The sequence below is a fragment of the Lederbergia sp. NSJ-179 genome (assembly GCF_022867885.1).
Lineage (GTDB): Bacteria > Bacillota > Bacilli > Bacillales > Bacillaceae_C > Lederbergia.
Genome location: NZ_JALIFP010000001.1, coordinates 218,058 through 230,271 on the forward strand (window position 1 = coordinate 218,058; position 12,214 = coordinate 230,271).

Genomic DNA, 12,214 nt, shown 5'->3' on the forward strand with positions numbered 1-12,214 from the left:
TTTTAAAAATTATTGTTCCGTAACACCTTTTGGGTACCAAACTAACGGATTTTCGCCACGGTCCCGCGCCATTTCATAGGTGACCGGTTCAAAGCCCATCCGTTCAAAGAAGGTACGAGAATTCATTCGCGGATTTGTTTTTATCGGCATATTATAGCTTTTTGCGTATTCTATAAGTGCTTTACCGTAGCCCATGTTTTGATATCCAGATAACACCTCTAATTTCCATAATTCTAAATAATCCTGAGGGGGATTAAAGTATTGATCAAATTTGGCGGCACGTTGATATAAACTCATCCTTGCAACCAACTTATCACCAAAATAGATACCATAAAAAGGGGAGTGCGAATCATCTTCGATCATATTGGCCTGGAGGTCATCTATCATAGACAGCTCTTGCAGGCCGAACTCTTTGAACTTTTTAAATTCGTCTAAAGTTTTAAAGTTTATCTTTAACTTCTGAACATTTTTTCCCATTCTAAACCCTCCTTTTCGCTGTGTCTCATGTCTAAGAAGTGAATTTTGCTTAAGAATATTATATTATAAAGTGAATAAAAAATCAGTTTATTTCATGTAATTCTTACTTTCATACTATATATAAGTAGCGGGTGATGAAGTGAAAATCGGGATTATTGGTGGGGGAGCTGTCGGTCTTTTATTTGGCGCTTTTCTTAGTTTAAATCATGAGGTGTCCATTTTCACCAGGACGAAGGCCCAGGCGAATGTCCTAAATAAGAAGGGGATTATTTTAGCTGGCTCACAAGCAAATGCAAGGTATTCTATCAAGGCAAGCGACAATGTTGATCGATTAGGGAGTCAAGACTTTGTTGTGATTGCTGTCAAACAATATGATTTAGAAAGTCTTTTACCGCTTTTGTTGGATCTTCCAGCACATCTTCCACTCCTTTTCATCCAGAATGGAATTGGCCATTTGGAGATTATAAAAGAATTGCCACATGAAACGATCTTTATTGGAACAGTTGAACATGGTGTAAAAAGAGTGGATCTTCATCAGATCGTTCATACAGGTGTGGGAGTCACCAATATTGCTGTTTATAAAGGATTAGAAGATGCATTTATTTCTTTTCCTAAAAGTAGTTCTGATCAATTTCCCTTTGTCTTTCACAAGGATTATAAAAAAATGATTTTTTCAAAATTAATGGCCAATAGTGTGATCAACCCTTTAACAACTATTTTTAATGTAAAAAATGGAAGCTTAGTGGAAAATCCACATTTTTATCGTTTACTGAAAAAACTTCATGCAGAAATATGTTCCGTTTTTCCGGAAATTGAGTCAAAGCAATCATTGGAAAAAATCGAACATATTTGCAAGAACACAAAAGATAATTTTTCTTCCATGCTTGTAGATATGAGGGAAGGAAGAAAAACCGAAATAGAGGCTATTTTAGGGGAGGTTATTTGCCGGGCGAAAAAGAAAGAAATTGCCCTTCCATTTGCTGCCTTCGTATTTGAAATCATCAAAGGAATGGAAAGAGAAAGGGATCTAAAAGGAATAGCCAGTATGTTTTAATATCATTTTATGATTCGATTTGCTATACTTTTATCTACCTTTACAAATTCATGAAAGGAAGTTTGTCAATGAAAATGGAAAGCATCGTCATTCCTGCGATGAACGACTTTGCTTCTCTTTATATAGAACAAAAAGAACCTGTTAAAGGTTTTTTTCATTATGATATAACAGAGAATGCGGTTTTTGAAAAACGCTATAAGGATGTAATGGAACGACGTTTTAATCGAGAAGCTCTTACTACCTGTATCGCAAACTATTTAGAACGTTTCCCAACGTCTGTTGAAACCAAAAAATCACTTGAAAAATTACGACATGAGCAGTCCACCGTTGTTATTGGTGGTCAGCAAGCAGGATTACTGACAGGACCACTGTATACCATACATAAAATTATTTCGATTCTTAAACTGGCTGAACAGCAAGAAAAGAATTTGGGTACACCTGTCGTTCCCGTATTCTGGATTGCAGGAGAAGACCATGATTTTTTAGAAATTAATCATGTTTATGCTGAAACTGGGCAAAGTATGAAGAAGATTAATTTTCCAACTCAATCTGGATTAAAGCAAATGGCTTCCGATATTTATTATGATAAGGAAGAATTGCAAAAATGGGTGGAAACGATTTTTATGCATTTCGGTGAGCGAAAACATACGAAAGAATTAATCGCTTCTATCCTTGAGGCAAGTGCCCATAGCCGAACAATAACAGACTTTTTTTCATACTTAATCATGTCCCTGTTTAAAAATTATGGATTATTAGTGATGGATGCGGCTGATCCTAATCTAAGAAATTTGGAAAAGCCATTCTTTTCAAAAATGATTGATCAGGCATCTCTTATTACGGAAAAGGTTCTAACCCAACAAAAAGCTATAAAGGATCATGGGTTTAGCCGAATGATTGATATACATGGTCAGTCTGCAAATTTGTTTTTGTATAAAGGGAAAGAGCGTCTTCTTTTGGATTATGATCCAGAGACAGATAGGTTTACATCTGAAAAGAGTGACCTACAAATAAATCGAAAGAATTTGCAAGAATGGTTACAAAGGGAGCCAGCAACTTTTAGCAATAATGTGGTGACAAGGCCACTTATGCAAGAATCCCTTTTTCCATCCCTTGCTTTTATTGCAGGGCCAGGGGAAATTGCCTACTGGGGAGAACTAAAGCAAGCATTTGAATTATGGAATATGAATATGCCCCCTCTTGTTCCAAGAATAAATATCACCTTTCTCACATCAAGTATTGAAAGGGATCTAAATGATTTACAACTTTCTCTTTCCGATGTCATAGAAAAGGGAACAGAGAAAGAAAAGCAGGGTTATTTTGATACAGTAACAGATCGGGAATTTTACACTATATTGGATGGAATCAGTCAGTATCTGGATGAACGGTACCAAACGATTTTTGAGAGGTTAAATAAAAACCGCGGGCTTCTACCACTTGCTCAAAAAAATTTAGCGTTTCATTTCAAACAAATTGATTTTCTTAAAAATAAAGCAGATCAGTTTATGAAAGAAAAACATCAATATGAGTTAGAAAAATATGAACGGATTGAGCGCCATTTGCGACCGAATGGTAGTCCCCAGGAAAGAATATGGAATATCTATTATTATATCAATGATAGAGGCGAGGAATTTATCCACCAATTGATGGAATTGCCTTTTGAGTTCGATGGAAAACATAAAATTGTAAAAATATGATAGGAATAAACCCTTCCAGAATTGGAAGGGTTTTGTTGTCTTCTTTCATAAATTTTTTAGAAAGGAATAAAAAAGGGTGGTGAAAAGTGGGGGGATGTGGTAAATTAGAGATAGAAAGTGGGGGCGTGTCTCATGTTCATGGGAGAATACCAACATAACATTGATACAAAGGGACGTTTAATTGTCCCGGCTAAATTTCGAGACGCTCTTGGAGAATCATTTGTGATTACGAGAGGTCTTGATCAGTGTTTATTTGGGTATCCTCTTGATGAATGGCAACAATTGGAGGAAAAATTAAAGACCTTACCGATGACGAAGAAGGATGCACGTGCTTTTACAAGGTTTTTTTTCTCTGGTGCCATTGAGTGTGAGATCGACAAACAAGGAAGAATTAATTTACCTACCACATTGATTGGCTATGCGAAATTAGAAAAAGAATGTGTCGTTTTAGGAGTTTCCAGTCGGATAGAGATTTGGAATAAGGAAATTTGGGAAGAATATTTTACAGAATCAGAAGAATCATTTGCAGAAATTGCTGAGAATATGATTGATTTTAATATTTGATTTTTTCATTCCGTATCAATGAGGAGTCAGGGGATAGAACAGGGGGACCTCATGTTTAAGCACACGACAGTTTTATTAAATGAAGCATCTGAGGGACTAAACATTCACTCTGATGGTATATATGTAGATTGTACTCTAGGTGGTGGTGGTCACGCCCAAAAAATCCTTTCGCAATTATCGAAAAAAGGGCGATTGATTGCGTTTGATCAGGATGAAACGGCGATTGCACATGTGAAGAAGACACTTGCCCATGAAAAGGACAAATTAACGATTATTCAAAACAATTTTGTCCATCTTCGTGAAGAGTTAGAACAGCATGGTGTACATAAGGTCGATGGGATATTGTACGATTTAGGAGTTTCCTCCCCACAGTTAGACGATCCTGAGAGAGGCTTTAGTTATCATCAGGATGCACCACTTGATATGAGGATGAACCTGAGTGGGTCCGTTTCGGCCTATACGATCGTCAATGAATGGCCATATGAAGATTTAGTCAAGATCTTTTTTCAATACGGTGAGGAGAAATTCTCAAAACAAATTGCGAGAAAAATTGAAGCCGCTAGAGTTGAGGCTCCAATAGAGACGACGGGGCAACTAGTAGATTTAATAAAAGAGGGGATACCCGCTCCTGCACGTAGAAAAGGTGGTCATCCTGCCAAAAGAATTTTTCAAGCGATTAGAATAGCCGTCAACGATGAATTACATGCCTTTGAATCATCCCTTCATCAAGCGATTCAATTACTGAATCCTGGTGGAAGATTATGTGTTATTACCTTCCATTCCTTGGAAGATAGAATTTGTAAAAATGTATTTAAAACTTCTAGTGAAGGGCCTCCTTTGCCACCGGGAATGCCTGCTATTCCAAAAGGGTATGAACCTTTACTGAAATTGGTTCGAAGAAAACCGATTACTCCCAGTGAAGCAGAAGTGGATACAAATAATCGTGCTCGATCAGCAAAATTAAGGATTGCTGAAAAAATATAAAAATTATTCATGGAGATGGAGGGACATTTATTTGAGTAATTTAGCCCGTAAACAATACCAATATCAACCGGTACAACAACCAGAAAAGGAAATAAAAAGAGTTAAACGTCATGCCAAGATTACTCCCGGAGAAAAAATTCTTGCTTTTTTATTCGTTGCTTTTCTTGCCGTTATGTCCATTCAGATTATTTCAGCAAATGCGCAAATGTATGAAGTAAACACAGGTGTGGAAGATGTCAAAACGGCCATTCAGGAACAAGAGAAAGTAAATAATGAGCTAGAAGCGCAAATTAAGGAGATGACTAAGTATGAAGCGGTAAAAGAAGTAGCGGACAAAATGGGATTAGGTTTAGATGGAAATAATGTCAAGGTTGGGAAAAAATGAGTAATCATAAAAAAAATAGAAATATAGGAGCAGCGGTATTTTTTATTATATTTAGCTTGCTCTTTTTTGTATTGATTGTAAGATTTGTGACTATCCAGTCTTCTGGTGAGGTGAAGGGGAAAGTTTTAGCCGCAGAGGCGGAAAAACTACATTTGCGTGAAGGAGTTTTGAAAGCTAAGCGAGGTTCTATCTTTGATCAAAATGGTCAAGTCATTGCAGAAGACTCAGAATCTTATACGCTGGTTGCCGTTTTAGATAAGTCTTTAACAACAGATAAAAAGAAACCAAGACATGTTGTCGATCCAGCAGAAACAGCAAAAAAACTAGCTGAATATATTGATATGAAGGAATCGGAAATATATTCGAGACTGACGAAAGATGCAAAACAGGTGGAATTTGGGAAGGCCGGAAGGGATCTTTCCCATAGTGTGAAAAACAAAATTGAAGCATTGAAATTACCTGGTATCGGATTTCTAGTCGATACAAAGCGGTTTTATCCAAATGGGGTTTTTGCTTCCCACCTTATTGGCTACGCTCAAAAAGAACAAGAAAAAAATAAACCTGCACAAATTGTCGGGAAGATGGGGTTGGAACAAAGCTTTAATGATTTGTTAACCGGAAAAGATGGTTCAATCCAATATGAAGGAGACGCATGGAATTATATATTACCAAACGCTAAAAAACATATAAAAGAACCACAGAATGGACAGGATATCTACTTGACGATCGACAAAAAAATTCAAACCTTTTTAGAAGATGCGATGAGCCAAGTGGATGAGAAATATTCCCCCGAAAAAATAATGGCGGTTGTCGCTGATCCGAAAACAGGCAAAATCCTTGCGATGGGACAGCGCCCCACTTTTCATCCAGAGACAAGAGAAGGAATTGATCAAACCTGGCATAATGAGGTCGTTGAAACAAGTTTTGAACCTGGTTCGACCATGAAGGTCTTTTCCCTAGCCGCGGCAATGGAGAAAGGAGTCTTTGATCCAAATGATACATTTCCTTCTGGTCAATATCGTGTGGATCGGACAAGTCCACCCATTAAAGATCATAATGGTGGTGCAGGTTGGGGGACAATCTCCTATTTAGAAGGTGTTCAACGTTCCTCTAATGTAGGATTCGCCTATTTACTAGAGAAAATGGGGACAAAAACATGGTTAGAGTCCATGAATAATTTTAAATTCGGCCAAAAGACCAATATCGGTTTACCGAATGAAGCCACAGGGAAGATTTTATACCGTTATCCAGTTGAAAAAGTAACGAGTGTATATGGACAAGGGACAACAGTGACGGCTTTGCAGATGGTGCAGGCCATGACCGCAATCGCCAATAATGGTGTTATGATGAAACCATATATTGTTGATAAAATAGTGGATCCCAATGAAGAAACCGTTCAGAAGACAAAACCTGAAGTAGCGGGGAAACCAATAAGTAAGGAAACAGCTAGGGAAGTCATTGATGTTTTAGAAACGGTGGTTACAGGTGAGGACGGAACAGGAAAAGCGTATAATATTGAAGGATATCAGGTAGCAGGAAAAACGGGGACTGCTCAAATTGCTGGTCCCAGTGGGTATTTAGAAGGGGAAGATAATTATATCTTTTCGTTTCTTGGTCTTGCGCCAGCAGAGAATCCTCAGTTAATTATGTATGTAATGGTAGAGAAACCAAAGCTAGATGGGGATTCAGGAACCAAACCCGTTTCGATGATCTTTAATACCGTCATGAAAAGTAGTTTACAATATTTAAATATAAAACCTGAAGAATTTGTTAAAGCCAAAACAGTACAACTTCCAGATTTCTCTTCCATGGGCTCAAAAGAAGCTGTGAAATGGGGGAAAGAGAAAAAATTAGAACCTGTTCTAGTAGGAAAGGGAGAAAAGGTGATCAATCAATCTCCCCTTCCTGATGAAACACTTATGATCGGAGAAAAGGTGTTTATAAAAACAGAAGGTTCACTGACGCTTCCAAATATGACAGGATGGTCAAAAAGAGAAGTGATGAACCTCGCAGAAATGGCTGATATACAGCTTAAGGCGGAGGGAGAAGGTTATCTTTATCATCAAAGTTATAAACCTGGCACTGTTGTAAAACCAGGTGACACGGTAGTGGTTCAGTTTCAAACACCCCAAGAGGCGTTAAGCAAGAAAAAGGATGAATAAGATAAAGAAGGTTGAGGATGTACTTCGGTCATCCTCTTTTTCTGTGGAATCGTTCTATGTGAGCGGGACATGGCATATAGTGGAACGAGCCCTGGAAAGAGGAGGTCCTTCTTTTGAAGCGTGTATCTGCGGTAACGGTAAGGAAACGACTATCATTTATATTGATTGCGGGACTATTTGTTTTTTTCATTATTGATATTCGATTAGGTTATGTGCAGTTTGGAATGGGAAAAGCTTTGACAGACCTTGCAAGAGATTCTTGGAGTAGAAATATCCCGTTTGAACCGGAGCGTGGGAAAATTGTGGATAGGAATGGAGTTTCCATTGCTGAAAATAAATCAGCTCCAACTGTTTATGTCATACCACGGCAGATAGAAGATCCCGCACAAACGGCTGAAAAATTAGCGAAAGTATTAGATGGGTCAAAAGAAGAAATTTATAAACGAGTCGCCAAGAATTCTTCCATCGAAAGATTACCAGAGGGAAGAAAAATTAGCTTTGAAAAAGCAAAGGAAGTTCAAGCTTTAGATTTAAAAGGAGTCTATATTGCAGAAGATTCCAAACGTCATTATCCTTTCGGTAAATATTTATCCCATGTATTAGGATTTACCGGGATCGATAATCAAGGACTTGCCGGTTTGGAATTATATTATGATGAAGAATTAAAAGGGGAGAAAGGATCTGTTCAATTCTTTTCAGATGCAAAAGGGAAAAGAATGCCAGATATGTCGGATGAATTTGATCCCCCTATGGATGGGTATAACCTAAAATTAACGATTGAAACCAAGATTCAATCGATTATCGAAAGGGAACTTGACAACGCAGAAGCATTATATAACCCTGATGGAATTATTTCTATCGCAATGGATCCTAACAATGGAGAGATTTTAGGAATGTCCAGCCGTCCTTCTTTTGATCCAGATGATTTCCGAACTGTACCTCAAGAAGTGTATAATCGGAATCTTCCCATTTGGAGTACGTATGAGCCTGGGTCGACTTTTAAAATCATTACTCTTGCGGCGGCATTAAATGAGGGGAAAGTAGATTTAGAAAAGGAACATTTTCATGATCCTGGTTCCGTTAAGGTAGGAGGATCCACCTTAAGATGTTGGAAAAGTGGTGGACATGGAAGCCAAACGTTCCTCGAAGTGGTTGAAAATTCATGCAACCCTGGCTTTGTAGAACTAGGAACTAGACTGGGAAAAGACAAGTTATTTGATTATATTCGTGGTTTCGGTTTTGGAGAAAAAACCGGAATCGATCTTGCTGGAGAAGGAACAGGAATTTTATTTAAAATGGATCAGGTGGGCCCAGTTGAATTAGCGACAACCGCTTTTGGGCAAGGTGTTTCGGTAACCCCGATTCAACAAGTCGCTGCGGTTGCAGCCGCTGTAAATGGCGGAACCTTATATCAGCCGTATATTGCAAAAGAACTGGTAGATCCAAGAACAGGAGAAGTTGTAATGAAAAAGACCCCTGTTGCCAAGAGAAAGGTCATTTCAGAGGCGACGTCTAAAGAGGTAAGACATGCGCTGGAAAGTGTTGTCGCTCAAGGGACGGGGGGAAACGCTTATGTGGATTCTTACCGGGTCGGGGGGAAAACAGGTACGGCCCAAAAGGCAAAGGATGGCCATTATCTAGAAAATAATTATGTGCTTTCTTTTATCGGATTTGCTCCTGCAGATGATCCTCAAATTGTTGTTTATACAGCCGTGGATAATCCGAAAGGCACGGTGCAATTTGGCGGAACTGTGGCTGCTCCGATTGTTGGGAAAATTTTAGAGGATTCTTTACAGGCCATGAATGTAAAGCCGCGAAAAAATCAAATAGAAAAAGAAAAAAAATGGAATGATCCCGTCATGATTACCGTTCCCGATTTAAAAGGGATGACCATTAAAGAAATTCAACAACAGATGTATAATTTACAGCTTAAAACGAGTGGGGAAGGTTCGAAGGTCATTCAGCAAAGTCCAAAACCGGGGGTAAAAGTGGAGGAGGGTTCTGCCATCAGAATATATCTTGATTAAATTTCGGAGCGGCATGATATTCATTCATCGCCGCTTCTTAAGTGAATAAAAAAGAATCTAAAAAATTATAGCTTCATCTTCAATTATTTTGTAGAATAGATAGGAATGTTTATTTGTTATAGAAACATATAAAAAAACACTCCAGCTTATATAATGGGATGGTAATGACCCATTCTCCCATTATGAAAGGATTGAAGATCATTGAATTTACATGTATTGCTACAATCACTTCCATTTATACAGTTGCCTGAAGAAAATATGGAAATAACGGGAATATCGAATAATCATCAAAAAGTAAAAAATGGCCATTTATTTATTTGTATAAAAGGCTTCACTTTTGATGGTCATGAATTTGCCAAAGATGCCGTTGAAAATGGAGCAGTGGCCATTCTGGCTGAAAAACCTTTATCATTAAATGTGCCTGTGCTTATAGTGAAAGACACGAAAAAGGCGATGGCCATACTTGCAGACACGTTTTACGACCATCCTACCCAAAAATTACACCTAATTGGAATTACAGGAACCAATGGAAAAACAACAACCAGTCATTTGATTGATGCTATTTTCAGAGATGCGGAACAGCTGACTGGTTTAATTGGGACGGTCCATATCAAAATTGGCAACAAAATATTAGAAACAAAAAATACAACTCCCGATAGCCTAGAATTGCAGAAAGTATTTCATGAAATGGTGGAGGAACATGTTGAGACGGCGACTATGGAGGTTTCTTCCCATGCTTTGGTGCAAGGCAGAGTAAATGGGTGCGATTATGATGTCGCTGTTTTCACAAATCTTTCACAAGATCACCTTGATTATCACCGTACAATGGAAGAATACAAAAGGGCAAAAAGTTTATTGTTTTCCAAACTAGGAAATACCTATCTCACCGAACATCCTAAATATGCTGTGCTTAATGTGGATGATCAGGTAACAGAATTATTTGCTGCGGAAACATCTGCCCATGTTGTGACTTATGGCATTCAAAAACCGGCAGATTTTCAGGCTGATTTCATCTCCTACCATAGTGATGGGGTTTCGTTTAGGCTTCTTTCTCCTGAAGGGGAAAGGGATATCCGTTTGCCTTTAGCAGGAGAATTTAATGTTTATAATGCACTTGCAGCAATAGCCACAGCGTATGTATCTCAAATACCATTTGACATCATTATCCAGTCAATTGAACAGGCCAAAGGAGTCCCTGGACGTTTTGAACTAGTGGATGGTGGACAAAATTTCACCGTTATTGTTGATTATGCTCATACACCAGATGGGTTGGAAAATGTTCTAAAGACCATTCAACAATTTGCGAATAAACGTGTTTTTTGTGTGGTTGGCTGTGGTGGAGACAGAGACCGATCTAAACGGCCATTAATGGCCCAAATCGCGTGTAAATGGGCAACAGATCCGATCTTCACATCGGATAATCCTCGAAATGAAGACCCGCAAACAATATTAGAAGATATGAAAAAAGGTGTAGTGGGTTCTCAGTTTCAGATTGTGCCAGATCGGAAAGAAGCGATTAAACGCGCAATCGACTTAGCTGAAGAAGGAGATGTCGTGCTGGTTGCAGGTAAAGGGCATGAAACGTACCAAATTATTGGGGATAAAGTGCATGATTTTGATGATCGGTTGGTTTCATTGAATGCGATAAAGGGGAAATAGAATACTTTTATTGGTCTTTTTAACCTCTTTTTTTGAACACGCACTTTTACATATCGTGTCATAGGCCAGAAAAACAATATTCTGATACGAAAGTTTCAATAGAATGAACCTTTACGAAAGAGCGAAAATGAGCAAAAATAGAAAGCTGAATCACTTGGAATGGTGACGATTTATGAGAGAATAAATCGTATATAGAAAGAAAAACAGCGTTTGAATTGGAGAGCGAAGAAATATGATGGAAAGAGTTATTTTATTGTCCTTACTGATTAGTTTCCTTATTACGGTGTTACTATCCCCTATCTTTATCCCCTTTTTAAGAAGACTTAAATTTGGGCAAAGTATTCGGGAGGAAGGACCGAAATCCCATCAGAAAAAGAGTGGGACACCGACAATGGGAGGGATTTTAATTGTTCTCTCTGTTTTGGTCACGACGCTTGTGATGATGTGGAAGTTTCAAGAACCAAATTGGGAAATTTATTTATTACTATTCGTAACAGCGGGGTATGGATTACTTGGATTTTTGGATGATTTTATTAAAATTGCTCTAAAAAGAAATCTAGGTCTAACATCCAAACAAAAATTAATCGGTCAAATTGTGATCGCCATTATTTTTTATATTGGATTAAAGATGAATGATATTTCAACGGCCATTACCATTCCGATGACGGATTTCAGTATCGAGCTTGGTTGGTTTTATTCCTTATTTATTGTATTCTGGTTAGTCGGATTTTCAAATGCGGTAAATTTAACGGATGGTTTGGATGGTTTGCTTTCTGGCACAGCAGCCATTTCTTTTGGGGCTTTTGCGATTGTGGCATGGAGTCATTCACAATTTGATATCTCTGTTTTCTCGGTTACCGTCGTGGGAGCTGTTTTAGGCTTTCTCGTCTTTAATGCTCATCCTGCTAAAGTATTTATGGGAGATACTGGCTCTCTAGCATTAGGCGGGGCAATTGCAGCCATTTCCATCTTATTGAAAGTTGAGCTTATTTTACTCGTTATTGGGGCTGTGTTTGTAGTTGAAACCCTTTCTGTTATTTTGCAGGTTGCTTCCTTTAAAACAACTGGAAAAAGAATTTTCAAAATGAGTCCCTTACATCACCATTATGAGTTATCAGGTTGGTCAGAGTGGCGTGTTGTTGTGACATTTTGGACGGTTGGAATTCTTTGTTCAATTATAGGAATTTATATCGAGGTGTGGTTGTAAG

The 12,214-nt window shown here is 38.2% G+C and carries 10 protein-coding genes; 9 read left to right on the forward strand and 1 reads right to left on the reverse strand.

The window, feature by feature from the left end:
* Positions 1–9: 9 nt before the first annotated feature.
* Entirely contained in the window at positions 10–477 is a 468-nt protein-coding gene (locus MUB24_RS01185; RefSeq protein ID WP_244700082.1) for an N-acetyltransferase, read from the reverse strand.
* Positions 478–616: 139 nt separating this feature from the next.
* On the opposite strand from MUB24_RS01185, the gene MUB24_RS01190 reads away from it, so the two are divergent.
* From MUB24_RS01190 to mraY, 9 genes are all read left to right on the forward strand, one after another.
* Positions 617–1,531, forward strand: coding sequence for a 2-dehydropantoate 2-reductase (locus MUB24_RS01190; protein WP_244700084.1), 915 nt, complete (start codon positions 617–619; stop codon positions 1,529–1,531).
* A gap of 68 nt (positions 1,532–1,599) precedes the next feature.
* Entirely contained in the window at positions 1,600–3,225 is a 1,626-nt protein-coding gene (bshC, locus tag MUB24_RS01195; RefSeq protein ID WP_244700086.1) for a bacillithiol biosynthesis cysteine-adding enzyme BshC, read from the forward strand.
* 132 nt (positions 3,226–3,357) lie between these two features.
* Positions 3,358–3,789, forward strand: coding sequence for a division/cell wall cluster transcriptional repressor MraZ (gene mraZ, locus MUB24_RS01200; protein ID WP_244700088.1), 432 nt, complete (start codon positions 3,358–3,360; stop codon positions 3,787–3,789).
* A gap of 51 nt (positions 3,790–3,840) precedes the next feature.
* A complete protein-coding gene (gene rsmH / locus MUB24_RS01205) occupies positions 3,841–4,773 on the forward strand; it encodes a 16S rRNA (cytosine(1402)-N(4))-methyltransferase RsmH (RefSeq protein WP_244700090.1) in 933 nt (310 codons plus the stop codon).
* 31 nt (positions 4,774–4,804) lie between these two features.
* Complete coding sequence (gene ftsL, locus MUB24_RS01210; RefSeq protein ID WP_244700092.1) at positions 4,805–5,158, forward strand: cell division protein FtsL; 354 nt, start codon at positions 4,805–4,807, stop codon at positions 5,156–5,158.
* Positions 5,155–7,320, forward strand: a complete 2,166-nt coding sequence (locus tag MUB24_RS01215; protein WP_244700094.1) for a penicillin-binding protein — start codon at positions 5,155–5,157, stop codon at positions 7,318–7,320. Before ftsL ends, MUB24_RS01215 begins: the two co-directional genes overlap by 4 nt.
* Positions 7,321–7,433: 113 nt before the next feature.
* A complete protein-coding gene (locus MUB24_RS01220; RefSeq protein WP_244700097.1) occupies positions 7,434–9,347 on the forward strand; it encodes a stage V sporulation protein D in 1,914 nt (637 codons plus the stop codon).
* Between the two features lie 201 nt (positions 9,348–9,548).
* The gene (locus tag MUB24_RS01225; protein ID WP_280516821.1) at positions 9,549–11,006 is read left to right on the forward strand and encodes a UDP-N-acetylmuramoyl-L-alanyl-D-glutamate--2,6-diaminopimelate ligase; all 1,458 of its coding nucleotides are present in this window, start codon (positions 9,549–9,551) and stop codon (positions 11,004–11,006) included.
* 232 nt (positions 11,007–11,238) lie between these two features.
* Positions 11,239–12,213 carry a phospho-N-acetylmuramoyl-pentapeptide-transferase gene (gene mraY, locus MUB24_RS01230; RefSeq protein WP_244700099.1) on the forward strand — a complete coding sequence of 325 codons (975 nt, stop codon included), beginning with the start codon at positions 11,239–11,241 and terminating at the stop codon, positions 12,211–12,213.
* Position 12,214: the final 1 nt, after the last annotated feature.

Coding starts and splice junctions, on each gene's coding strand:
- MUB24_RS01185 (WP_244700082.1), bottom strand. CDS start 477: ATGGGAAAAAATGTTCAGAAGTTAAAGATAAACTTTAAAACTTTAGAC.
- bshC (WP_244700086.1), top strand. CDS start 1,600: ATGAAAATGGAAAGCATCGTCATTCCTGCGATGAACGACTTTGCTTCT.
- mraZ (WP_244700088.1), top strand. CDS start 3,358: ATGTTCATGGGAGAATACCAACATAACATTGATACAAAGGGACGTTTA.
- rsmH (WP_244700090.1), top strand. CDS start 3,841: ATGTTTAAGCACACGACAGTTTTATTAAATGAAGCATCTGAGGGACTA.
- MUB24_RS01215 (WP_244700094.1), top strand. CDS start 5,155: ATGAGTAATCATAAAAAAAATAGAAATATAGGAGCAGCGGTATTTTTT.
- mraY (WP_244700099.1), top strand. CDS start 11,239: ATGATGGAAAGAGTTATTTTATTGTCCTTACTGATTAGTTTCCTTATT.